The organism is Neobacillus niacini, from assembly GCF_030817695.1.
GTDB lineage: Bacteria > Bacillota > Bacilli > Bacillales > Cytobacillaceae > Neobacillus > Neobacillus niacini_F.
Genome location: NZ_JAUSZQ010000002.1, coordinates 2111579 through 2136470, shown reverse-complemented (window position 1 = coordinate 2136470; position 24892 = coordinate 2111579). Strand labels below are relative to the sequence as shown.

Genomic DNA, 24892 nt, shown 5'->3' with positions numbered 1-24892 from the left:
TTATTGCTCGAGCCAATTGTAAAAAGGCACAGAATTAGATGAAGAAGCTTGTGTATCTTGTGCCGGTCTATTTGGTGTTTGCTTTTGCCGAAACTTTCGTCCATGATTTTTAGCCTGTTCAATCGTTTTAATCCCATTCTTTTTCCATTCAAAAAGAATCCTATCAATATACCGGAAATTTAATTTTCCTGACATGACAGATTCTCGCAGTGCTGCCTTTATGATAATGGGATCATGGTGGTCATCATCCATCCACATGGCTAACGATTCACATTCAAACGGGGATAAGGGACGTCCAAATTCCTTCTCAAAACACGTGTAAAGATCACTTTCGTCTGCCTTCTTGGAAACCTCTTGAGACTGTTTGTTTTTCATTAAAAATTGTTCTACAAGACGTTCCCATAAAGGTTGAACAGAGTATTTCTCAAACCTAATTCCTTCTTGTGAGTATTCATCTATGATTTCAATAAACCCTTTTTGGATTAATCTGCGCAGAATATCGTTGCATTCCGAAACGGTAATCGTCATTCGAGAGGAAAGCTCTTCTGGGGTTGGGAAGTCGTTTCCCTTATCTAAAAAGGTAATAATATTTAATAAAAGTACAAGTTCATATTCATTAAGATTCATATTTCGGTACTCAGAAAATAATACAGCAGGAACCGTTATATTACCTTCCTGAAGCCATGATACTATATTTGTTTTCATCTTTATGACACCTCTTGATTAGTATAACATGAACAACCTCTCTCTAGAAGAGGATTGGAATAACCAGATTTTATTAAAAAAGTAAAAAGCCTGCAGGTGCAGACTTTTTTTGGGTTATCCAATATTTTAATCTTGAAGTTTTGTTTCAACAAAATCCTTCATTCTTGCTACAGCTTTTTCTAGTAAATCTAGAGAGGTTGCATAGGATAAACGGATATTATCCGGTGTACCGAACCCAGAGCCAGGGATTACCGCTACCTTAGCCTCTACTAATAATGCTTCAACAAACGCATCCACATCCTGATATCCTGTTTTTTCAGCTGCTTCCTTTACATTTGGATATAAGTAAAAAGCTCCTTGAGGCTTTACACAGGTGAACCCTGGAATTGAAACTAATTGATTATAAATTACCTCTAATCGATGTTCAAATGCCTGCCGCATTTCTTCTACTGGCTCTTGAGGGCCATTATAGGCAGCAATCGAGGCATACTGTGCAGTAGTCGTCGGATTAGAGGTGCTATGACTTGCAAGATTTGTCATTGCCTCAATGATTTCCTTATTCCCTGCTGCATAGCCAATACGCCATCCTGTCATTGAGTGTGATTTCGAAACTCCATTAACAACAATTGTCTGCTCCTTTAATTCCGGTGACAGTTGTGCAATGGACACATGCTTATGTTCACCATAGATGAGCTTTTCATAAATCTCATCTGAGACGATTAATATATTTTTTTCGAGGCATAGTTTGCCTAATTCCTGCAGTTCCTCAGCTGTATAAATAACACCAGTGGGATTACTTGGTGAGTTGATGATAACAGCTCTCGTTCTGTCAGAAATGACTGAATCTAATTGTTCAGGCGTAATCTTAAAACTTTGTGACTCTAATCCCTCTACGTATACAGGAACACCGCCTGCTAATTTAACTTGTTCAGGATAGCTTACCCAATACGGCGTTGGGATAATAACCTCATCACCTTCATTTAAGAGCACTTGAAAAAGCGTGTACAGTACATGCTTTGCACCATTACCAACAATGATTTCATTTGGTTTATAGGAAAGACCTTGGTCACGTTCAAATTTGTCAATGATGGCTTTCTTTAATGCTGGTAAGCCTGCAGAAGGAGTATACTTTGTATGCCCTTCATTCATAGATCTTGTTGCAGCATCTAAAATATGCTGTGGAGTGTTATAATCGGGCTCACCAGCACCTAAACCAATCACATCCACCCCTTGATCCTTTAATTCTTTAGCCTTTGCTGTAATCGCTAATGTTGTTGACGGTGTTAACGCTAGTACTCTGTTTGCCAATTTAACTGCCATTTTCTTATCCTCCTGCTCCAATCAAAGCTATAAATTTTCGATTTTTTTTAGCCATTCGCCTGTTTTAAAATCAACATAATAATAATTTATTAAATTATTTTCAGAACGGTAATATATTTCCCATAATGGGATATTATTTTCCATTCCTAATTTAACCGAAATAATCTTTTTTGGACTTTTCTCTTCCAATAGTCTCTGTACAGCATCCTCTTTTGAGATTCCATTTTTCCGTTTATCCCAAATTACTTTCTTGCTCTTCTCAGGAATCCATACGATGATATTTTCACCTTTTTTATTTTTCCCCTCGAGAACACTTACGGTTTCTGTTCCGTGGTAGATATGGAAATCCTCCACCTCATTAAACTCGACCTTTTCTTTAGCCAATGAAACAGCTTTTTCTTGTGCTGTATTTAGTGGCTCCTGGGCACTTGCATATACTTTAACAAAAACCCCTACACAAATGATAATAAATAAAACTAGAAATAAAATTATCTTTTTCATTAATCTCCACTTCTTCCAGCTACGGCTCCTAACTTTTCGGTCGTTTCAATCCGTCAAAGTTGGACAGTCGCCTCCGCTTTACCTCTTTATGTACGATAAATCGTAAATATTGCTTTACTTTGATCTTTTTTGTCGAGTGCCAAGCCGAACATTAGGTCCTGCTGTTTTAATGTTCGATTAAGGGCATCAACAATTTTGTATAAGTCCGGACTATGCTGAAGCTTTACAGTCGAGAGGACCTCTATTTTTGAATCCATCGTATTCCTCCTTTATCTCTCTAAAGCAATAATATCAGCTATAGTCTTCCTTTTCTACAGGAAAGGTGAATACTTCATAGTTATTTTCAGTAAATTTTATCGTTATTGTACCATGCTTTTTGGTAAAAAAAACTTCTGACCATGTATCCTGCAAATCATAGATAATATTAGGGTCAGGCTGATGCTGCTCTGACTCAAACAAAATCGATATTTGCGGATTCACATATTGAATCAATTTCTCAGATAGCGAATCTTCCTTAGCCCAGTTAGGTACTTTAAAAATAGTAACGTCATCTAAGGGCTTCTTTAATAAATTTTCTTCCACATGATCACTAGAAGAAGTCATCAAAAAAATGCGATGCTTAAAAAACTGCAGCGTAAAATCAATTCCTTCATTTTCACTATTTCCGGCAAATAGGACCTCTGCCAATAAATCGGGGAATAGAACTTGTGATGTACCCTCCTTCCATGGAATTACTTCAACATCAATAAATGGCGCCGGCATATTTTTTACTTCGTTTGTTATCTCAGGTGTTGAAATCAATTTCTTTATGTTGTATTTTGGTATGATTTGAGTAAGTTGGTCAACAAAAAGATTTTGACGATTGGTAATGATTATTGTTGAAATTTTTTTTACACCGTAAGTTTTGAGTATTTCTGTTAAGTCCTTACTTGTTTCTTCTCCACCAGTATTAATCAAGATATTTTCGCCATTAGAGCCTTGAATGAGGGTAGCTTCACCGTCCCCTAATCCCAAAAACGTAACAGCAATCTCCTGATCCTTCAAATTCAAATCGATTTTTTCAACATTACTATATTCAAAAGAAGAGGCACTTCCAATCAAAGTTAACTGAAAAAAGATTACTGCTGCAAGTAATAACATTTTCATACACATACCTCCCATATTATTAGGATGTGTAATTTTTCCAAATTTCATTATAACCATTTGTAAATTATTTCAACTAATTCATCAATGTTCCCCTTCTTCATCGGTACATCTGGAATAGATTTTAGAAAAGCCTTACCGTATTTCGTAGTAATAATCCTTTTATCAAAAACCATCATAATTCCACGGTCTTTTTCCGTACGGATTAGACGTCCAAAGCCCTGTTTAAATCTGAGTATGGCTTCGGGTAATGAATATTCCGTAAAGGCATTTCCACCCTGCTGTTTGATTACTTGACACTTGGCTTCTGTCAGTGGTTCGTCAGGTGGACTGAAGGGCAATCTGACAATCACCAAACAGGATAAATCCTCCCCTGGGATATCTACCCCTTCCCAAAAGCTGCTTGTCCCCAGCAAAATGGCTTTATCATACCTTTGGAAATTCCTTGTGAGTCTCGATCGGCTGCCACTTGTAATCCCTTGAGCAATCATCGCAAAGTCATTGAGGAATCCACTTTCTTTAATAAGCTCATATGTTTTCTTTAACATATCGTGAGCCGTAAAGAGAATCAACATTCTTCCTTTTGTTGCCTCAGCAATCGTAATAATATGCTCGGAAATGGCAATGACATAGTCTTCAAGACTTGTTGCATTTACTTCTGGCAAATCCTGAGGAATTAACAGCTGAACCTGTTTTCTATAATCAAAAGGAGACGGTATGGCCAATGTCAAAGTATTGTCTTTGATAAGCCCAATTTCGTTTATCACATAATCAAATGAATGATTAACAGTTAGGGTGGCTGAGGTTAAGACAACTCCCTTTTTAATGTTAAAGAACCTTTCTCTTAGCGAAGCCGATACAAACGCCGGCTGGGCATAGAAGGTCGTTACATTCTGTTGTGAACGGAAATCTATTTCTATCCACTTAACATCATTGGACTTTTTAATAAAGCAATCTTGAACGGTCATTCTCAGCTCTTCAAGCTCATTTCTAAAGGATAGTATTTCCTCTAACTTTCCTTTTTGCTTACTTGTTAGGGATCCCTTACTTTTCTTTATCGACTCTAGGCGCTGTGTTATTGCTGTTTGCAGGTCTTTCAATAAAAAGGCAAACCGCTCGGCACTATGGACAAGTGCATTTCTTTCTTTGCCGCCATCGTTATGTGAAAAACGCACCTTCGCTCGGTTTAAGCCTTTTCTTTCTGCAGCATTGGATTTTGCATAAAGGGCCGTCAGCTTAAAAAACTCGTCCATTTCGTATGAAAGATCAGCGGCAAGTTGATTTATTTTTCCGGTCTCAGCTGCCTCTTCCCTATCAGCTTTTAAGGAATCTAGTATGATTTCGAGCTCATAAAATAGCAGGCGCTGCTCATATTGTCCAAACTGGCTTAGAAGTAAACGCGTTGTTAAGTAGTCTAAAGAGCGGCCAAAATATTGACTGGCCACCTTTTCAAAATGATGACCTTCATCAATAACAGCATAATCAAAGCCAGGCAATAAGGATGTATCAGCTGATAGATTACTTAATAGCAGTGAATGATTGGTGATGATGATGTCCGCATTCTGTGCTTCGTTTTTTGCCCGTAAATAAAAATCTTTTTCCTGCCAAAGTTTATTCATCGAAAAGATGGTTTGTTCATTTTTAATTTTATTCCAAAAAATATTGCCTCCGCTTGATAGATTTAATTCATCTCGATCGCCGGTATTCGTTTCCGTCAGCCAGACAAGAATCTGCATTTTAGTTAACGTAGTATCATAATTGTCATTTTCCTCTAACAAAGACAGAGCGAATTTCTCTAAGCTAAGATAATGATTTCTCCCTTTTAACAATACGCACTTTATTTCAAAAGGAAGGACCTTTGCTAATATGGGAATTTCATTATAGATGATTTGCTCTTGAAGCTGAATCGTATGTGTGCTTACCACAATTGGCTGCTTAATCTGTTTTGCAAAATAAGCAACTGGCAGCAGATATCCTAGCGATTTTCCAACACCGGTTCCTGCCTCAATGAGCGTATGCTTCCCTGAATGAAAAGCATGGTAAACCCCATCCATCATTTGAAATTGACCGGTTCTCTTTTCAAAGTTGGTAAAAGCATTTTTAACCATCCTCACTTTTTCATCTTCGTCGGATGGATACAGGTCATCTTCCTGATACTGCCTGCTAATTGACGTTATTGTGCTCTGAGTTTTTTTCAAGGCAAGAGTATCGTTGCAGATTTCAAGCGATTCGTGCCAACTCACGTTTGTTTGGTCTATTTCTAAAATAATTTCATCAATTAATTGTTGTAAATCACTTTTTAGACCTCCTGAAAGCTGTGAAAGCTGACGGAGCGTTATTTCCGGCAATTGAGATAACCGATTTACCAGTATAAGAAATAGCTCTGCCGTTACTTGGGCGTCACTATCAGCCTGGTGAGGACGATCATGCTGTAGATCCTCTCTAACAGCTAGGTCTGATAGCTTATAGCCATCGGCAGTAGGAAAGATGATTCTCGCCATTTCAACTGTATCTAAGACGGACCCATAGAAGCCTTCAAATCCAGCTTGAATTAATTCTTCCTGCAAAAAGGACAAATCAAATAAAACATTATGTGCAACGAAATAGGCACCTTCTAATAACGAGTTCACCTTTGGGGCTATTTCTGTAAATAATGGGGCGTCTTTTACCATCTTATCCTCTAAGCCTGTTAATTCTTCTATAAAAGCAGGAATTGATCTTTGGGGATTGATTAAAGATGAGAAGCTTTCCGTGATTTTCCCGTCTTCAATAACCACAGCGGCAAATTGAATTATTTTATCCCCTTTTTTAGGGTTATTTCCTGTAGTTTCTAAATCCACTACCACAAATTTATTTATCATTCTATCTAACACCTCAAACCTTCATTAAAACGGTATCACAAAAAAGCGAAAAGAAAAAGAAAACCTTACATTTAGTATATAAAATTCTCACAAAAAAAGAAAAAACCCCCGGCTAACGGGGATTTCATTACATGATCGTTAATGCTGGTTCAGCATAAATTAGTTCTTTTATTCTGTTATGTTCATCCATTATCGCAATTTTTGGCTGATGGCTCTGGACTTTTTCATCAGCTACTAAGCAATATGAGATAATAATAACAATATCACCTTTTTGCACAAGCCGAGCAGCTGCCCCATTTAAACAGATGACACCGCTTCCTCTTTCACCTGGAATGATATATGTTTCTAGTCGTGCACCATTGTTGTTATTAACAATTTGAACCTTTTCATTTGCAGCCATACCAACAGCATCGAGTAAATCTTCATCTATGGTAATACTGCCAACATAATTAAGATTAGCTTCTGTTACCGTAGCACGGTGTATTTTTCCATTCATCATATGGCGAAACATTATTTTACTCCTCCAATTTCCTGGCTAATCTCAAGGATGATATTATCTATTAACCGAACCTTTGAAAATTTAACCGCTAGCGCAATGATACAAGTGCCTTCTAAATTCTGTATTTCTTTTAATTGAGGATATGTGTAAATCTCTACATAATCAATTTGTCCATGGGTCTCTGAACGAATCATATCTGAGACTTGGTCCTTAATTGTTTGAGGGTTCCGTTCTCCCTCTTCTATGGCCTTTTTAGCGGCAGTTAAGCTTTTATATAAAACGACAGCCTCGGACCTCTCTTCAGGCAGGAGATTAACATTTCGGGAGCTTTTTGCAAGGCCATCCTCTTCCCGGACAATGTCTACAGGAATTAACTCAATCGGAAAATTAAAATCAGAAATTAATCCCTCTACTACAGCTACTTGCTGAGCATCCTTTATCCCAAAATACGCTCTTGTTGGCATCACAATATTAAAAAGCTTTGTTAAGACAGTAGCCACACCATCAAAATGGCCGGGTCTAGATTTTCCACATAAAACATCCGTACGTTCCTGAACGGTTACTCTAACGGATGAAGAATGGTGATACATTTCTTCTACTGAAGGATAAAAAAGGAGGTCAACTCCCTCACAATCAGCTAAAGATTGATCTCTATCAAAATCTCGAGGGTAGGTTGAAAAGTCCTCAGTCGGCCCAAATTGCAGTGGATTGACAAAAATACTCAAAACCACAATATTATTTTCTTCTCTCGCTCTTTTTAATAGAGTTAAATGACCCTCATGTAAAAATCCCATAGTGGGCACAAACCCGATTGACTTTGATTGGGCTTTCAGATTTATTATTTCAGTTTGCATGTCTTTTATTGTGGTAATGACTCTCATTTTATTCCTCCGTAAAGGCCGCTTAGCTCTCTTTCTTTCATCGTAAAGGAGTGCTTATCCTCAGGAAACTGCTCCGACTTTACTTCCTTTACGTAGGCTTGTATGGATTCAATTATGAACGGATTAAGAGAGTAATATTGCTTTACAAACTTAGGTACCCTCTCCACACCATAACCTAAAATATCATGATAGACGAGTACCTGCCCGTCTACATCAACCCCTGCACCGATACCAATAATAGGAATGGTTACATTCTTAGCTACTTCCTCAGCAAGCTGCTTTGGTACACATTCTAGTACAATAGCGAATGCTCCTGCTTGCTCACACTTTTTCGCATCTTCCAACAGTTTCATTGCAGCTTTTACATCTTTTCCTTGTACTTTATAACCGCCTAATACGCCAACTGACTGCGGGGTTAAACCAAGATGACCACAAACCGGAATTCCTGCCTTTGTAAGAGCTGCAATCTGGTCAATTACTTCATCTGCTCCCTCCAGCTTTACAGCGTGAGCACCCGTCTCTTGAATTAATCTTCCGGCGTTCAGTAAAGTATCCCTAACGGATAAATGATAGGTTAAGAACGGCATATCAACGACAATGAACGTATCTTTCGCTCCTCGTTTAACTGCTTTTGTATGATGAATCATGTCTTCCATCGTCACTGGCACTGTAGAGTCGTATCCAAGTACCACCATACCGAGAGAGTCTCCAACTAAAATTACATCCACTCCTGCTTGCTCGGCCTGCTTAGCAGACGGGTAATCATAAGCAGTGAGCATGACAATCTTTTCCTTGCTTTCTTTCATTTTCAAGAAATCTGTACTTAGCTTCATCCACATTCCCTCCTTTTTAATAGGAAGAGGGGGCTAAAAAGAGCAAATAAAAAGATCCATCTGAAGGCAGAGGATCTTGGTACTCTTTTACATGTTCTATCCCTCTGTCCCGGTCCGTGATACGGATCTAGGCAGAAACCTTTTTAATTGTAAAAAGCAGTTTCAGGTGCAGCTCTCAAGGATACCGCCCATTATTTGAATTATAAGAAAAAATTCAGAAAACCGCAAGATATTCTTTTCATCAATAACCGCTAACTTTATAGTTCTATATCTGCGGAGTAAACGTGGTGTGTTTTGCCATGGTCGTCTACCATTATTAGGACTCCATCATCTGTAATGCCTTTTGCGGTACCTGTAATAGAATTCGATAAGGTACGGGCTGTGATTTTTCTGCCTATACTTATGGCATAACCTTCCCATAGAAACTTTATAGGAAGGAAGCCTTCTTCTAAATATAGGAGATACAATTTTTCGAGATTCCTAAAGATTCCCTTAATTAAGTCTGATCGGGATACTTTTTCCCCCTTTTCAATGAAAAGTGAGGTGGCTATCTCCTGGAGCTCAACAGGAAAGTCTTCTCTTGTTTGATTAACATTCATACCGATTCCGATAATGATTGAATTAATACGATCCGCTTCTGCCTCAAGTTCGGTTAGTATTCCTGTTACCTTTTTCCCTCTTATGAGGATATCATTTGGCCATTTGATTTCAGGCAGCAAACCTGTAAGGTCCTCTATCGCCTGAACAATTGCAACCGCTGTTAATAGGGTTAATTGCGGAGCCTTTGGCAGCGGGATATTTGGTCTTAGGATAATACTCATCCAAATGCCTGTATACTTGGGTGAGTGCCATTTACGATCCATTCTGCCACGGCCGGCTACCTGTTCTTCTGCGATAATCACTGTTCCTTCGGGTGCATTATCATAAGCTAGTCGGTGTGCAATTTTTTGAGTGGACTCTACGCTTTCCTCATAGTGAACGTTTTTACCTATGAAGTTCGTTTTTAATCCTAGTCTTAATTCATCAGCAGTTATCTTTTCAGGTGTTTTCACAATCCGATATCCTTTTCGCCGTACCGCTTCTAATTCAAAACCTTCTTTACGGAGCTCTTCAATATGCTTCCAAACAGCGGTCCTGGAGCAGCCAATCAATTCTGCAATCACCTGCCCCGATAAGTATGCTTCCCCAGCATTTGTAAATGCATCAAGTAAGTCTTTCCTTAGTTGTGATTGCACTCCATCAGCCACTCCCTTATAATTTTTTTATTATTTGCTATTTTACCAGCTATAATGGCTTGCTCAATCTTAAACAAAAGTTCCTTCACCCATGGTCCGCCGGTTTTATTAAACCATTCCATTAAGTCATTTCCCGTTACATCCATCTCTGATCGCTCTTTAATTGGAAGTTGTTCATACACTTGTAAATAGTGTGTAATGGAATTTTGATCCTCAATTCCGTTTATGACAAGATAGAGAATTTCTGATGATACAAAAATTTCTTTGCCGGCAGTATATAAATCATATAAGGACCAGCTTGTTTCAAATCTCTGATTTAGGTAGTGGAGAATAAGCTGAATCTCCCTAATTTCCTTCAACGGAATTCGCCAGCCTCTAAGGAATTCCTCTTTATCCTTTTTTTCAAAATTCAAACAGTAAACAAGCAATGCCCACATTTCACGTTTGTTTAATTTTTCAAGCTTGTAATCAAACATTAATTTAATCTTGTCTTCTTGGTTCGATAAACCTGGTAAGTAGGAATAAATATTCGTTTCAAGGATTAGTTCTAATGCTTGTTTTCGATCATCACCACTAAGTAATTTGTCGAATTCAGCTTGTTTTCGTTCAACCGCAATATTTTCAAGTAAATGCACTAAATCTTTCAGTGCATTTAGCGTTTTCTCTTCAATTTTGAATGATAACTGACTGACAAAACGCACAGCACGCATCATTCTTAAAGCATCCTCTTGAAAGCGATCAACTGCTTTTCCGACTGTTTCTATGACTTCATTCTTAATCGAAATTTGTCCGTTAAAGGGGTCGACAAGACTTCCATCTTTGTCCATAGCAATCGCATTCATTGTGAAATCTCTACGCTGCAGGTCCTCCGTCAGGTTCCTAATAAATGAGACTTCTTTTGGTCTGCGGAAGTCCTCATATTCTGCTTCACTGCGAAAGGTGGTAATTTCATATGACAGACCTTGAAAAAGGACTAAAACAGTTCCATGCTCTATCCCAATATCAACAGTCTTTGAAAATATTTTCTTTACTTCATCAGGGGTTGCTGAGGTTGCAATATCCACGTCGTTTATTTCCTTATTTAATAGGAAATCCCTGACAGAACCTCCGACAAAATAAGCTTCAAATCCTGCAGACTCCAGCTTTTTTAAAACTGGTACCGCTGCTAAAAAAGGCTCTATCATTCTAATCACCCTTAATTTAAGAGCTTAAAATATAATTGCTCATATTGTCCGACAATTTGTTCGGCTTTAAATTTTGTGTTAACGACAGCAACTCCCTTAGTAGCAAACTGCTGATGTATTTGCTGGTCGCTTAAAACCGTAATTGCCTTGGTAGAAATATCGTCAATATCCCCTAATTCACAAATATATCCTGTCTCCCCATGCTGAATAACTTCAGGCATTCCACCAACATTCGTACCAATACAAGGAACCCCGCAGGCCATTGCCTCAAGCGCCACCAGACCAAAACTTTCCTTTTCTGATAATAAAAGCTTTAAATCACTGATTGAATACAATTCATCAAGGTTTTCCTGTTTTCCAAGCAGATGAACTTTATCCGTTAATCCTAATTTTTTCACTAACCTGCACACAGGTGTCATTTCAGGACCATCCCCTACAAGCAGCAATTTAGCCGGCATTGCTGCTGAGATTCTGGCAAATGTCTTTACAACATCCTGTACTCGTTTAACTGGTCGGAAATTCGAAACATGGATGACGATCTTTTCGTTATCTTTAATTCCAAATTCTTTTTTTAAATGATTTGCATCTCTTTTTTGATAGATTCTTTCGTCAATAAAATTATAAACCGTTTCGATTTGTTTATCTGGCTGAATAAGTTCATGGGTCTGCTCAATTAAAGATCTTGAAACAGCCGTTACAACATCAGATTTTTCGATACCAAATTTAATGGCTTCAGTTAAAGATGGATCGTAGCCTAAAACCGTTATGTCTGTTCCATGAAGGGTGGTGACAATCTTAACATCCACATTAGACATTTGTTTTGCCAAAATCGCACAAACTGCATGCGGGATTGCATAGTGAACATGAAGGATGTCTAAATTCTCCCTGTTTGCAACCTCTGCCATTTTACTTGCTAATGCAATGTCATATGGTGGATATTGAAAAACAGAGTATTGATTTACTTCAACTTGATGATAAAAAATATTATGATAAATTCGATTAAGTCTAAAAGGAATGCTGGATGAAATAAAATGAATTTCATGTCCCTTCTCAGCCAGCATTTTTCCTAGTTCCGTCGCTACGACTCCTGATCCGCCAACAGTGGGATAACAGGTAATTCCAATTTTTAGTTTCCTCATTTTAACCTCCAATCAAGTCACGATTCAAAAGGATTGGCACCTTTGATTTAAAACCTTCTGCAAATTTTACTCCAACTTGTTGACCAAATAATCTTTCCCTTGCTTCAACGGATTCTATATATCCGTTTATAAGCGGTGTTTCCACACTATTTTGAGTTTGTTCAAATTGGCTTTTATAAGCCCTCAATGCTGCTAGTTTGTTCTCCATGGTATCAGAGATATCAATCGTAAAATCTGGCTTATGGAAGCCATTTATCATATAGAAATACACTCTTGAAACCTTATGAGGTGCTTCATCATTTTTTGTTGCGTATTTTCTTATTCCAGCAGAAAAGACCGCCTCTTCTACAAGGCGGGCGCAGTTCCCATGGTCAGGATGACGGTCTTCAAAATAGGGAGCAAAGACAATTTGTGGTTGGAATCGTCTAATGACGGAAGCAATTTCTTTAATAAATTCCTCTTTAAAAAGGAGCCCCCTGTCTGGTAATCCAAGTGACAATCTCTCTGTCACACCCAATATTTCAGCAGCTTTCTTTCCTTCTTGTTTCCTTAATTCAATCGTCCCATTTGAAGATAAATCTGCGTCGGTTAAATCACAAATCCCTATCCTTTTTCCATTTGCAGCCAGTTTCGCAATACTGCCTCCCATACCAATTTCAACGTCATCAGCATGGGCACCAAACGCTAGAATATGTAAGGGTTTATCGCTCATCACTCTCACCGTTTTTATTAAGGATATTTCTCCACTCTAAGAACCCTTCATCTAAACCTCTAATCAAGAGTTCAGCGGTCCCCATATTTGTTGCAAGCGGAATAGAGTACACGTCACATAGACGAACGAGTGCTGTTACATCTGGTTCATGAGGCTGAGCAGTTAGCGGATCACGAAAAAAGAAAATGGCGTCCATTTTATTTTTTGCAATCATCGCACCTATTTCCTGATCCCCTCCAAGTGGGCCAGACTGAAATCTTGTAATAGGTAATCCTGTTGCTTCTTGAATTCTCATCCCAGTAGTTCCGGTAGCAAAAAGTGTGTGCTTTGAAAAGATTGTCTGATATGCTGTTGCAAATTGTACAAGGTCATTCTTTTTATTATCGTGTGCGATTAAGGCTATATTCATGGTAGTGCTCCTATTCTAGAATATTTTCAAGTCCATAAACAAAAACATCTTGCTTCATTACTGTCTCTACTGCTATCTTAACACCAGACATGAAGGATGCGCGATTATAGGAATCATGACGAATCGATAATGTTTGTCCATCTGAACCAAATAAAACCTGTTGATGCGCAACTAATCCCGGGAGTCTCACAGAGTGAATATGCATTCCATTATATTCTGCACCTCGCGCGCCACTGATGGTTTCTTTCTCATCAGGATGACCCTGTTCTTTGAATTCCCTCACAGCTGCCATCATCTCAGCCGTTTTAACCGCAGTGCCAGATGGCGCGTCCAATTTCTGATCATGATGCAGTTCGATTATTTCGATATCATTAAAATATTTTGCAGCCATCTGTGAAAACTTCATCATTAATACTGCGCCAAGAGCAAAATTTGGGGCAATAATACAACCTAAGTTCTTGTCCTTACATATTTGCTCCAACTCTTCTAAGTCAGCTTTTGTAAACCCAGTGGTTCCTACAACTGGCCTCACATTATACTGCAGCGCTGTTCTTGCATGGTGCATACCTACTTCAGGTGTTGTTAAGTCGATTAATACATCACACTCAACGCTTTGCAGGCTCTTTTCAATGGTTGAGTAAATGGGTACATTCTTAATAGAATGGAAACCATCCAAGTCACTTAACATATGATCCTCATATTTATGGTCAACTACTGCCACGAGTTCAAAATGTTCAGTATTCGTTACCATTTTAACAGCTTCAGACCCCATCCTTCCACGTGGTCCCGCAATAATAATTTTTACTCTATTCATTTACTTACTCTCCTCATCTTTATTTTCAATCCTCGTCCAGCGATCCTTGTCTCTCGTATTAAATTTATTCATAACATAATCATGAGCCTGTTCCAAGTCAATATTCAAAGAATTGGCCAGGCAAATAATGACAAAAAGAAGGTCCCCCAGCTCCTCCTCAATTGCCTTTTCCGTTTCACTGGATTTCTTAGGCTTCTCACCATAATAATGATTAACTTCTCTAGCAAGTTCGCCTAGTTCTTCTGTTAGGCGAGCTACCATCGCAAGAGGACTAAAATACCCTTCTTTAAATTGACTTATGTATGTATCTACTTCCGTCTGCAGATCTTTGATAGATTTCCCTTCGGGCACACCCATTCACCTCTTTTAATAAATACAAAAACATCTACTAAATACATTAGCTAAAATAGGTTCGTTTTACAAATATTTTTATATTAAGTATAAACTTTCCGGTTCAAAATTGCTCTTCTATTGTTAATTCGCTATAATTAAAGCCGCTGGCTAGGGACTATTTGGCAGGGGAGGAAAAATTGTGATATTTAGACTTAAAATGAAAAATATTTTATTTATTCTTATTGGAACAGCAATTATGTCTTTTGGACTGGTCCATTTTAATATGCAAAATAAACTCGCTGAAGGCGGCTTTACAGGTATAACGCTTCTTCTTTATTTCATGTTCAGATGGGATCCATCTTATACAAACCTAATTTTAAATATCCCGCTTTTTTTTATTGGCTGGAAATTGCTTGGAAGAAACGCTTTTATCTACACAATTCTTGGTACAGTTGGCCTCTCCGTATTTTTATGGATTTTTCAGCGTTATTCAATCGACATGCCCTTAAAGGATGACCTATTGCTGGCTGCACTATTTGCGGGTGTTTTTCTTGGAATCGGATTAGGTATTATCTTTCGATACGGTGGGACGACAGGCGGAGTCGATATCATTGCACGACTTGTTCAGAAATATGCTGGCTGGAGTATAGGACGGACCATGTTTATATTCGACATATGTGTGATTGGAGCCTCTGTTCTCACCTATCTAAATTACAGAGAGGCAATGTATACACTAGTCGCAGTATTTATAGGAGCGAGGGTGATTGATTTTATTCAAGAAGGAGCCTACACGGCTAGAGGTGCAATGATTGTCTCAGAAAGAAATGATGATATTGCGAAAAAAATTATGGATGAAATGGATCGTGGCGTTACCGTTCTTAAGGGGTATGGTTCTTTTACAAAAATAGAACGTGAAGTGTTATACTGTGTCGTAGCTAAGAACGAGATTGTACGCTTGAAAAATTTAATTACCTCCGTTGACCCACATGCTTTTGTTTCGGTTACCGTTGTCCATGATGTCCACGGAGAAGGTTTTACCCTTGATGAAAACAAGAAACCTATAGAAATTTAAAAAGCAATGTCCAGCTGGACATTGCTTTTATTCATTACTTCTATTCATTCCCGTAAAAATTAGAACCAGCCTCAATAACTCTAAAACAGCAACCGCGGCAGCTGCTACGTATGTTAATGCGGCTGCATTTAAAACCTTTCTAGCATTTCGCTCTTCCTCATTACGGATTAACCCTAAAGAAACTACTTGGTCCATTGCACGATTGGATGCGTTAAACTCAACTGGTAACGTAATCACTTGAAAAAGTACTGCCGCTGCCATAAACACAATACCAGCTAACAGCAGACCGCTCATTTGAAAAAAGATCCCAATCAGTACAAGTACCCACGAAAAGTTAGAGCCTATATTCGCTACAGGAACTAAAGCATGTCGGAACCGTAAAAATGTATATCGCTGTGCATCTTGTATGGCATGCCCGCATTCATGGGCTGCAATGGCAGTAGAAGCGATGGAATGGCCACGAAAATTTTCAGGGGATAACCTTACAGTTTTCGTCCTTGGATCATAATGGTCACTTAAAAAGCCTCTTCCCTCTTCAACTCCAACATTAAAAAGACCGTTCGCATTTAACACTTCCCTCGCTACCTCTGCTCCTGTACGATAGCTGGAATTAGCTACACGAGAATATTTAACAAAGGTACCCTTAACCCTGAATTGAGCCCAAAGGGGGACCAGCATAATAATAAGAAAATAAATTAAAAATCCCATTTTGAACCTCCAGTGCTTCTATAGGTGTGATCATCTCATTGTGAAGTTCAAACTTAATCCTTATGAACTCTTGAACGGTTTTTACGTAAATCCTTTTCACCCTGATATTTTCTCCAGCCTACATAAGAAAGAGTTAAAATGATAATGCTGCCAGTTGAAATAATTACCCACCATAATGATGGATCTGCTTCATCCTCATCCATGTTTTCAAATAGATTTTTTAAATCCGTTTCTAAACCTTCTAATTCCTGTTGGCTTTTTACGTTATTTACAACCTCTGAACGATATTCATCAATAAAATTGATACGAGCATCTATTCTTTGAATATTTTCTGCTGAAACATCAATTTTCATACTTGGATAAATAACGTTGTATAAGGCCATAAAATTATTGAAATTAGAGTGAAAATGTGCAGAATCGCCTGTACTTGCTGCCTCTCTCGCTTCCTGGAATGCGGTTAAAATTTGATTCTTCATTTCTGTCCATAACGGCTGGTGACTAGTTGCAATCGCGTCAACTACTAAACGGAACTTCGTAAGTCTTTGGACCCTTTCCTCATATTCCATACTCGGGCTTGCTGCAGCCTCCATTGCCTCGTCATGAGAAATGGTAATGATTCTTAATTCATCCATCGTAAATGGATGTTCTTTGTTTGAGATATCAGTGAATTCCTCTGAAAAATAACTCAAAAGCTTTTTGCCATCTTCATATCTCTGAAATTTTATCATTTGAAGTGCCTCATCAGAGATATTATCAAGCTTCTCTATCGGTGTATGCTCATGCGCACTAACCGTCATGGGAGTCAGCATAATGACAATTAAAAAAAATAGAAACCATTTATACTTCAAAACTTGTCCCCCCTATCATCACTATTAAAATGTATGAGGGGGTGGACAAGGTTAGACCATCTTTTATCCTATCAAAAAACTATTTTAATTCTAGTTTAAATACTAAGTTTAAACCGATTTGTTCGTATTACAAAATAGTAACCAATTACTACTGAAAAGATGGAAAGCCAAAAGGTAAAATAACCAATTTGAGGTGTAAATTCATTTAACATATGGTATCGAGGGAGCATGAAAAAGACATAATCAATCACATCATTATGTAAAGTCCAAATAGCTGTAACCATCAAATGCCACCATCTAAATCGATAAAAAGGGGCATACAATAATGCTTGGACTGCCATAGCAAAATGAGAAAAAATCAACATGACGCCAATCCAATCTAACTCTCCTTGAGCGGTAAAGACTAGGAGATTCATCACCACAGCCCATATTCCATATTTAAATAACGTGACAATCGCGAGAGCCTCTATAAGCGGCCAATTCTTCTTCAATAGAAACGCCACTAGAACAACGACAAAAAATAAACTAGCAGTAGGGCTATCAGGGACAAAAATAAGGAAAATAGGGGGAGTTTCTTTTAACTGCCACCCATACCATATATACCCGTAAATTGTTCCTGCAATATTAACTACAAGCAATAACCATAAAAATGACCTGTTGGCCAATAGAGGATATATCCATTTCACTTCTATTCCTCGTTTCTTTTAATAATAAAAGCTGACGAAAATCCGTCAGCTTTTTTACAATCTGTTATTATTTCCCTAAGTTTGCGATGTATTCTGATAGCTTTTTAAGCTGGTCGTCATCACCTTTAAAGACTCCTGCAGGCATAGTTCCTTTACCTTCTTTTGCAATTGTCGCAATTTCCTCAGCTGACAATCCAGTCTCAATTAATGTTGGTGCACCAGCACCACCCTGGAAGCTATCTCCGTGACAGGTAATACAGGTATTATCTGAAGCAATTTTGTATTCCTCAGATGTTTTATCAACCTCAACGTCTGCGACAATTTTTCCATACTCTTTTGCCGCTTCCCAATCATGGGTAGAAGCGGACTGCCATGTTAAAAATGTGACAGCAGCTAACGCTAACAGCATAAAGCCAGTTGCTAATGGACGCTTGCTTGGTTTCCGTTCTGGTCCACGATCTAAGAATGGAGCTAATAATAATGCTCCAAAAGCTAGTCCGGGAATAACCATAGCACCTACTACTGTATAAGGTCCAGCAGCAAATTCATACTTCAGCAATTGATATAAGAACAAGAAGTACCAGTCTGGCATTGGAGTATAACCAGTATCTGATGGATCCGCAATCCTTTCAAGTGGACTCGGATGTGCAACTGTTAAACTTAAAAAGCCGACAAGAAATACTGCACCTACCAACCATTCTTTCAAAAGGAAGTTAGGCCAAAACGCCTCTGTTTTACCAGGGTATTCTGAGTAATCTTTCGGAATATTCTTTTTCGTACGAGCCTCAGGTGCCAACACACGGGAGTCACCTACGAACTTCATTCCTTTACCGCGATGCATCGAACAATCCCCCTCCTTTATTCGTAAATTAAAAATAGTTCGGAATCAAATAAGAGTATTATAGTGGTCCAGAAATACCCTGTTTACGAATCATCATGAAATGAGCTGCCATTAATCCAAATAGTGCAGCAGGTAAGAAGAACACGTGAATCGCAAAGAAACGAGTTAATGTTTGAGCACCAACAATCGTCTCATGGCCCGAAAGTAAAGTCTTTAGATATACACCAATAAACGGTGTAGCTTCTATAATTTGAAGTGTTACTTTTGTTGCAAACAACGCTTTCATATCCCAAGGTAATAAATAACCCGTCAAACCTAACGCAAGCATGATGAAGAAAATGAGAACTCCAACAATCCAGTTAAGTTCACGAGGCTTTTTATAGGCGCCTTGGAAGAAAACGCGTAATGTATGTAAGAACATCATTACAATAACTAAACTCGCACCCCAGTGGTGCATGCCGCGTACGATTTGTCCGAAAGCAACTTCGTTTTGAAGGTAGAAAACAGACTCCCACGCGTTTTTGATATCTGGTACATAGTACATGGTTAAGAACATACCAGAAAGAATTTGAATGACTGTAACAAAAAACGTTAGACCACCAAAGCAATAAACAAACGCTGAAAAATGGTGCGCCGGGTTTACATGCTCAGGGACTTCATGGTCTGCAATATCGCGCCACAAAGGCGTAATATCTAAACGTTCATCTACCCAATCGTAAATTTTGTTTAACAATGATTACGCCTCCTTCGTCCGTGGTTCAGCTTTACCTAAATAAAGTAAACCGTCTTTTTCTTGAATTGGATATACATCCAGTGGTGCAATTGGTGGTGTACCCTTAACATTCATTCCATCCTTTGTATAACGGCCAAAGTGACACGGACAGAAGAATTGATCTGGATGTGCCTTGTCTGTAGCCCATCCTACAGTACAACCTAAGTGTTTACAGACAGGAGATAGGGCTACAATATTATCTTGTTCATCCCTATACACCCAGGCAGTATTCGTAACATCTGAGGTATACCATGCATCCTTTTGTTCAAAGGTGAAATCTACTCGTTGTGGCTCAGTGGTAATATCTTTAGTTTTTAATGGAGTTGCAATAAAATCTCCACCTGCTTCAGCTGTTAATACTGGATCAATTGCAAAACGAACCATTGGCATTAACATACCTGCTGCCATAAATCCCCCTACACCAGTCAAAGTATAGCTTAAAAATTGTCTTCTTGATACGCGATGCTTACTCATGCTTATCCCCCCTCTATTCACAAGTTAAGTCCATCGGACATAAATTAAACACATATAAAACTAGGACATAACCATGATATATCAATCTTTATCCTAGGTCAATATCATACTATTTCAAAAACATGTTAATCAGCAAAGAATTACAAATTTTCATGCCATTTTTGCGTGAAAAGTGTGAGAAGCTGTTTTACCTGACTTTCAATCATTGAAATCTTTTGTGATTCATTCAAATGCTCGAGCGGCAGGGAGGGAAGCCAAATTAATGATCCTTTAAGTTCGTCCTCAAAGTTCTTCCAATCAATCTCAGATGTTATGTAGAATATATGTTTAAACTCGTTTTTTTCAATATTCTCTTCCCATTTCTTCAATCCGTTTATTATATCCTCATACTGATCACTTTTTAAGTATGTATATGGAGGAACCAACATCAGTCTTCCAGTAAATTGTCTTTCAAGGTAATTGGTTAATAACGTAATAAATTCTGCGCTCGAGGCTGATTGTTTCATTTCATTTCCAAATGAAACAGAATACAATGGGATTACTGCTGTATCCACGTATTCTTTTGCCGTTAAGTATGTTTCTATATCCTTTGAAACCCACTTCATTCATACACCCCCCTCTTGTTCATCATTAGTTCTATCATATCATTTTTTTTTAGACAACATAAAAGGAAATAGAGAAAAAATTCAGTAAACACACAAAATGGAAGCTTGCTTATCGCAAGCTTCCATTTTGCTCTGTTTCTTTGAGTTGATTTAGCTGTTCGGTTAAAGCACGAAAGGCAGTTTTATCCTGCTTATCCAGTGCTTCATCAATTAATTGAAGCAGCTTCTCGCGTTGAAACCGTTCAATGCTGTTTTGCAAAAATTGTTCTGCTATAACTCCGTCTTTTTCATTTACTTGAAGGTGTTTCGGAACAAATGGGTTTTCCTCTAATACAGCAGCGTATTGGTGAGCCTGATTGGATGCATGAAAGTTTAATTGAATAAAAATATCTTCGTCACGATTTAAGCGAATATCATGAAAGGATTTTTCAGCATCAGTTGTCATAACATTCTCTTTATAAAAGCGAAATGGTACCTTATCAACACAGTGAGTAGACATGATCAGCCCACGCGGACAATACTGTGCTTGCTCTACAAAATGAACCTTCTCCATTAATTGGTCGTGACTCATTAAATAATTTAGAATCCAAACACACTCTCTTCGTTTTAATTGATAATGATTTAAAAACCAGCGAATAAAGTCCTTTTTCTCGTTGACAGAAACAGGGGTTGCCATATGATAGTTTCCCTCCTCTGTATATTCAGCTTTTTATTAATTCTCTCTACTAATTAGACGGTCAACCAAATCCGCATACTCTCCATTTGTTGGATCACCTTTTTGTAACTGTTTAAAAATTTCGGCAGCAAGGTCGGTTTTTCCTTCCTCAATTAAAAAATAACCATAATCGTTCAAAAATGCTTCATTATTCTTAAAAAAAGCATATGCACTTTCATATTTGTCTAATGCCTCAGAATATTCCTCTAACTTATCATAGGCAAGGGCAGAGTCCCATAGTAGCTGGGGTTCCTCATCTTCTACAAAGTCCAGCTGTGAAATCAAATCAGTTACGGCTTCATACCGCTCTTGCTGAAAGAAGAGCTTATTTAAGGTTAGTGCTGCTTCAGTAAAGCCTGGATCTAATGCAAGTGCCTCACGGAAATATTGTTCTGCCAATTCCGGTTGTGCGAGCTTAATGGCAATTTTGCCGCCAAAGAAAAATAAATCCTTATTAAATTCATCCTGCTTAATACCTTCTTGTATTACGTTTAAGCTATTTTCAAGTTCTTCTTCCCGTTCATATGCCTTCGCTAGATGTAGATATAGAGAATGGTATTCCGGATCAAGCCCTTTTAATTCCTCGAACTTTTCGATTGCAGTTCGATTATATCCTGCTTGAAGCGCTGTAAAGGCATAACCAAATAGGGTATTAATCTCTAATTTCTCTTCAATTGCTTTCTCATAATAGAATAGAGCTTCTTCAAATTCTCCAGAGGCACTTAGCAGCTCCGCTATTCGTTGATAAATGCTTACACCTGCAATCTCTTGGTGCTCCTTTAATACAGCCTCATATGATTTCAGCGCCTTCGTTACTTCACCTTGTTCACTATAGAGTTCACCCAGTGCAAAATCAATAATAACCTCATCTGGTAATATATCCTTTGCTTGCTGCAATTTTCTTTCACATACCTCATACAAACCTTGAACTTGATATAAGTCTGCTAACAGCAAGAGAGATTGTCCAAAGCTGGGGTCATGTTCAGAGATTTTTTCTAATTCTAGGATGGCTTGTTCCTCATCTCCGGCATCTACTAATATTTCACCAAGTAGGACGAGCAGTTCCCCTTCTTCAGGATATATGGCTAAGAGGTTTTCAACCAGTGCCTTTGATTCAGCTATAAATCCAAATTGGAACATTTCTTCAGCAAGAAGGAATTTTTCATCGGGCTGACCTTTTGTTAATACAACATTATATTCATTTATGGCTTCATTATGTTGGCCGTTTTCCAACATTGTAATAATTTTATTCACTCTGTCCATTATCTCTTTCCTCTCGGTTCCCTTAATTAACTATAATGCAAAATAAGATGGGGTTCGCACCCTAACATATTCTCCCAATCCAGGTTTAAATAAAACCTCTTCCCCTGCTCGTATTACTTTTCCCTTATTAACTGTAACTAAAAGTCTATCACTATGATAATGAAATAATTCCACTTCATCAACATTGATGATTTCTCTAGCTTTAAGGTATAGATTATAGCTTATTTCTGTCCCATGCAATAAACTTGCCTTATGAGGATATAAACCGATTTTATTTAATACTGGGATGGACAAAGGCTGATTCTCCTTCAATTCTTCAAGGATTGCAGGAATTTTTTCTTTTTCCATTATATCCTTCCATTTCGACAAAGCCCTTCTTGCATCCTTCTTTAAACCGTTAGAAATTAATGGGATAAGCGGACAATTATAAGGAAAAAGTGCCTCTCTAATCCATCCCCATGGAACATTGGTTAGTTCATTAAGGTCTTCTATATCGATAAAAATAGCCGGAATCCTTTCTTTCTTACATTTCCTGATAAATGAAGGAGTTAACAGACGCAGAGGAATTTTTACACTAATGAGAAAATCGATAGGACTGCTAATGAGAGCCGTTTTAGTTTCTTTTATCTTTTCTGTTATGTGATTTTCGTATGTGATTGAACAGTAGGTGAGTAATGTAGTACATCCTTTCAATAGAAAATTCTCCACCATGTATTTTCGAAATTCCAGAAAGGAGGCATTAAGAGGTATTCTTGTGTCTACAATTACATAAGACGGGGTCATGATATATGAATCTGCACACATCTTTATTAATTTATTATTCTGTATATGTTCTTTCTTTACAGCAATGTGGTCTCCCTCGATTAATAGTGATAATTTTGTCAGTTTTGTCTCCTTTAGAATATTAGCATTTTCAATAATATAACCCATCCTACCACCCTTTTCACATCTATCCTTCTTAAGACAAGCTATGAGCCATTCTTATAAACTATGACAGGAAAATAAAGAATTAAAAAAGCTGCACAAAGGCAGCTCTAGTTCTTAAGGCTATTTAAATGATTGAAAAAATTAGGATAAGAAACTGAGATAGCTTCTGGGTCTTCGAGTTCTACTTGATCCTCACATAGCAATGAGGCAATTGCAAGCATCATTCCAATTCTATGGTCACCATGACTAGAGACTTTTCCACCTCTTAAGGTAGTTCCGCCATGAATAATCATTCCATCATCCGTTGCTTCTATGGAAGCCCCCAATTTCGTTAACTCTTGAACGACAGTATCAATTCGGTTTGTTTCTTTTACTTTAAGCTCCGAAGCATCTTTAATAATTGTTGTCCCTTCAGCTTGTGTTGCTAATAAAGCAATGATTGGAATTTCATCAATTAATCTTGGAATAACATCCCCTTGAACCACAGTACCTCTTAACCTTGAAGTTTTAATCGTAATGTCCCCTGCTGGTTCAAAAGAATCTTCATCCTTGTTATGAATTTCAAAATTAGCCCCCATTTGATTCATAATCTCAATGATTCCCGTTCTAGTCGGATTAAGACCCACATTCTTTAAGAGAATTTCACTATCAGGAACAATCGCACCTGCAACAAGGAAAAACGCTGCAGAGGAGATATCTCCAGGTACAAGAATATCAGAAGCAATAAGCTTTTGACCTCCTTTTACCATGATTTTACGATTATCCTTTTTGACTTCACCACCAAATTTGCGAATCATTCTTTCTGTATGATCACGTGATTCCTCTTTTTCGATTATAGTCGTTTCTCCCTCTGCTTGAAGCCCGGCAAGGATTAAAGCAGATTTTACCTGAGCACTTGCAACTGGCATTTTATAGGTAATAGGATTTAATCTTCCACCACGAATACTTAGTGGAGTAAATTCTCCATTCTTTCTGCCGTCAATCTTCGCCCCCATCGTTCTTAATGGTTCAGTCACCCTAGTCATTGGTCTTTTTCCAATCGACTGGTCACCTATAAGTGATGAGAAGAATGGTCTCCCTGCTAAAATTCCTAATAATAGTCGAATGGTTGTTCCTGAATTCCCAACATCCAATAGTTCATTAGGTTCTTTTAAACCTTCAAATCCATTTCCGTAAATTGTTAAACCTTCGTCATTTTCTTCAATGATGACTCCTAACTTTCGAAAACAAGAAATGGTACTTAAACAATCATCGCCTGGCAGGAAATTTTTCACCTTTGTAATACCTTGGGCAATTGAACCAAACATAACAGAGCGATGTGAAATTGATTTATCTCCGGGTATTTCAATACTGCCTTTTAATCCATTTAGAGTTGGCTGTAAAGCTATTATTTCCATTTCATCACCTATATT

The 24892-nt window shown here is 38.0% G+C and carries 28 protein-coding genes; 1 reads left to right on the top strand and 27 read right to left on the bottom strand.

The window, feature by feature from the left end:
- The 16 genes from QFZ28_RS11040 to QFZ28_RS10965 all read right to left on the bottom strand — a co-directional run bounded on the left by QFZ28_RS11040 (window position 1) and on the right by QFZ28_RS10965 (window position 14587).
- On the bottom strand, window positions 1-705 hold the full coding sequence (locus tag QFZ28_RS11040; RefSeq protein WP_307194673.1) for a DnaD domain-containing protein: 705 nt from the start codon (window positions 703-705) through the stop codon (window positions 1-3).
- A 126-nt stretch (window positions 706-831) separates the two neighbouring features.
- On the bottom strand, window positions 832-2025 hold the full coding sequence (locus QFZ28_RS11035; RefSeq protein WP_307194672.1) for a pyridoxal phosphate-dependent aminotransferase: 1194 nt from the start codon (window positions 2023-2025) through the stop codon (window positions 832-834).
- Window positions 2026-2052: 27 nt separating this feature from the next.
- Window positions 2053-2526, bottom strand: a complete 474-nt coding sequence (locus tag QFZ28_RS11030; RefSeq protein ID WP_307194671.1) for a cell wall elongation regulator TseB-like domain-containing protein — start codon at window positions 2524-2526, stop codon at window positions 2053-2055.
- A gap of 86 nt (window positions 2527-2612) precedes the next feature.
- A complete protein-coding gene (locus QFZ28_RS11025) occupies window positions 2613-2783 on the bottom strand; it encodes a YpmA family protein (RefSeq protein WP_307194670.1) in 171 nt (56 codons plus the stop codon).
- Window positions 2784-2817: 34 nt separating this feature from the next.
- The gene (locus tag QFZ28_RS11020; protein ID WP_307194669.1) at window positions 2818-3672 is read right to left on the bottom strand and encodes an ATP-dependent DNA helicase; all 855 of its coding nucleotides are present in this window, start codon (window positions 3670-3672) and stop codon (window positions 2818-2820) included.
- 47 nt (window positions 3673-3719) lie between these two features.
- Complete coding sequence (dinG, locus tag QFZ28_RS11015) at window positions 3720-6530, bottom strand: ATP-dependent DNA helicase DinG (protein ID WP_307194668.1); 2811 nt, start codon at window positions 6528-6530, stop codon at window positions 3720-3722.
- A gap of 127 nt (window positions 6531-6657) precedes the next feature.
- Window positions 6658-7041, bottom strand: coding sequence for an aspartate 1-decarboxylase (gene panD, locus QFZ28_RS11010; protein WP_307194667.1), 384 nt, complete (start codon window positions 7039-7041; stop codon window positions 6658-6660).
- Window positions 7041-7910, bottom strand: coding sequence for a pantoate--beta-alanine ligase (panC, locus tag QFZ28_RS11005; RefSeq protein WP_307194666.1), 870 nt, complete (start codon window positions 7908-7910; stop codon window positions 7041-7043). Before panC ends, panD begins: the two co-directional genes overlap by 1 nt.
- Complete coding sequence (panB, locus tag QFZ28_RS11000) at window positions 7907-8743, bottom strand: 3-methyl-2-oxobutanoate hydroxymethyltransferase (RefSeq protein ID WP_307194665.1); 837 nt, start codon at window positions 8741-8743, stop codon at window positions 7907-7909. Before panB ends, panC begins: the two co-directional genes overlap by 4 nt.
- Window positions 8744-9000: 257 nt before the next feature.
- A complete protein-coding gene (locus QFZ28_RS10995; RefSeq protein ID WP_307194664.1) occupies window positions 9001-9978 on the bottom strand; it encodes a biotin--[acetyl-CoA-carboxylase] ligase in 978 nt (325 codons plus the stop codon).
- Window positions 9963-11162 (bottom strand): CCA tRNA nucleotidyltransferase, encoded by a 1200-nt coding sequence (locus QFZ28_RS10990; RefSeq protein ID WP_307194663.1) that lies wholly within the window; start codon window positions 11160-11162, stop codon window positions 9963-9965. The genes QFZ28_RS10995 and QFZ28_RS10990 overlap by 16 nt, the downstream gene beginning before the upstream one ends.
- A gap of 11 nt (window positions 11163-11173) precedes the next feature.
- Window positions 11174-12301 carry an N-acetyl-alpha-D-glucosaminyl L-malate synthase BshA gene (gene bshA, locus QFZ28_RS10985; protein WP_307194662.1) on the bottom strand — a complete coding sequence of 376 codons (1128 nt, stop codon included), beginning with the start codon at window positions 12299-12301 and terminating at the stop codon, window positions 11174-11176.
- Between the two features lies 1 nt (window position 12302).
- Complete coding sequence (gene bshB1, locus QFZ28_RS10980; protein WP_307194661.1) at window positions 12303-13013, bottom strand: bacillithiol biosynthesis deacetylase BshB1; 711 nt, start codon at window positions 13011-13013, stop codon at window positions 12303-12305.
- Window positions 13003-13422, bottom strand: a complete 420-nt coding sequence (gene mgsA, locus QFZ28_RS10975) for a methylglyoxal synthase (RefSeq protein ID WP_307194660.1) — start codon at window positions 13420-13422, stop codon at window positions 13003-13005. Before mgsA ends, bshB1 begins: the two co-directional genes overlap by 11 nt.
- Window positions 13423-13432: 10 nt before the next feature.
- A complete protein-coding gene (gene dapB, locus QFZ28_RS10970) occupies window positions 13433-14236 on the bottom strand; it encodes a 4-hydroxy-tetrahydrodipicolinate reductase (RefSeq protein ID WP_307194659.1) in 804 nt (267 codons plus the stop codon).
- The gene (locus tag QFZ28_RS10965; protein ID WP_307194658.1) at window positions 14237-14587 is read right to left on the bottom strand and encodes a nucleotide pyrophosphohydrolase; all 351 of its coding nucleotides are present in this window, start codon (window positions 14585-14587) and stop codon (window positions 14237-14239) included.
- A 199-nt stretch (window positions 14588-14786) separates the two neighbouring features.
- Between QFZ28_RS10965 and QFZ28_RS10960 the strand changes: the two genes are divergently transcribed.
- A complete protein-coding gene (locus QFZ28_RS10960; RefSeq protein WP_373428124.1) occupies window positions 14787-15641 on the top strand; it encodes a YitT family protein in 855 nt (284 codons plus the stop codon).
- A gap of 27 nt (window positions 15642-15668) precedes the next feature.
- Here QFZ28_RS10960 and QFZ28_RS10955 read toward each other — a convergent pair whose 3' ends face one another.
- The 11 genes from QFZ28_RS10955 to aroA form a co-directional block, all read right to left on the bottom strand.
- Window positions 15669-16349, bottom strand: coding sequence for a zinc metallopeptidase (locus QFZ28_RS10955; RefSeq protein ID WP_307194656.1), 681 nt, complete (start codon window positions 16347-16349; stop codon window positions 15669-15671).
- 53 nt (window positions 16350-16402) lie between these two features.
- On the bottom strand, window positions 16403-17197 hold the full coding sequence (ypjB, locus tag QFZ28_RS10950; protein WP_307194655.1) for a sporulation protein YpjB: 795 nt from the start codon (window positions 17195-17197) through the stop codon (window positions 16403-16405).
- 95 nt (window positions 17198-17292) lie between these two features.
- Window positions 17293-17883 carry a DUF1405 domain-containing protein gene (locus tag QFZ28_RS10945; protein ID WP_307194654.1) on the bottom strand — a complete coding sequence of 197 codons (591 nt, stop codon included), beginning with the start codon at window positions 17881-17883 and terminating at the stop codon, window positions 17293-17295.
- A gap of 67 nt (window positions 17884-17950) precedes the next feature.
- The gene (locus QFZ28_RS10940; RefSeq protein ID WP_307194653.1) at window positions 17951-18724 is read right to left on the bottom strand and encodes a menaquinol-cytochrome c reductase cytochrome b/c subunit; all 774 of its coding nucleotides are present in this window, start codon (window positions 18722-18724) and stop codon (window positions 17951-17953) included.
- A 58-nt stretch (window positions 18725-18782) separates the two neighbouring features.
- Window positions 18783-19457 (bottom strand): menaquinol-cytochrome c reductase cytochrome b subunit, encoded by a 675-nt coding sequence (qcrB, locus tag QFZ28_RS10935; protein WP_307194652.1) that lies wholly within the window; start codon window positions 19455-19457, stop codon window positions 18783-18785.
- A 3-nt stretch (window positions 19458-19460) separates the two neighbouring features.
- A complete protein-coding gene (locus QFZ28_RS10930; protein WP_307197000.1) occupies window positions 19461-19976 on the bottom strand; it encodes a QcrA and Rieske domain-containing protein in 516 nt (171 codons plus the stop codon).
- A gap of 134 nt (window positions 19977-20110) precedes the next feature.
- Window positions 20111-20575, bottom strand: coding sequence for a YpiF family protein (locus QFZ28_RS10925; RefSeq protein WP_307194651.1), 465 nt, complete (start codon window positions 20573-20575; stop codon window positions 20111-20113).
- Window positions 20576-20684: 109 nt separating this feature from the next.
- Window positions 20685-21251, bottom strand: coding sequence for a ReoY family proteolytic degradation factor (locus QFZ28_RS10920; RefSeq protein WP_307194650.1), 567 nt, complete (start codon window positions 21249-21251; stop codon window positions 20685-20687).
- A gap of 36 nt (window positions 21252-21287) precedes the next feature.
- Entirely contained in the window at window positions 21288-22553 is a 1266-nt protein-coding gene (locus tag QFZ28_RS10915) for a tetratricopeptide repeat protein (RefSeq protein WP_307194649.1), read from the bottom strand.
- Between the two features lie 30 nt (window positions 22554-22583).
- Window positions 22584-23483: a hypothetical protein gene (locus QFZ28_RS10910; protein ID WP_307194648.1), complete on the bottom strand. Its 900-nt coding sequence runs from the start codon at window positions 23481-23483 to the stop codon at window positions 22584-22586.
- A 104-nt stretch (window positions 23484-23587) separates the two neighbouring features.
- Window positions 23588-24877 (bottom strand): 3-phosphoshikimate 1-carboxyvinyltransferase, encoded by a 1290-nt coding sequence (gene aroA / locus QFZ28_RS10905; RefSeq protein ID WP_307194647.1) that lies wholly within the window; start codon window positions 24875-24877, stop codon window positions 23588-23590.
- Between the last annotated feature and the right edge of the window lie 15 nt (window positions 24878-24892).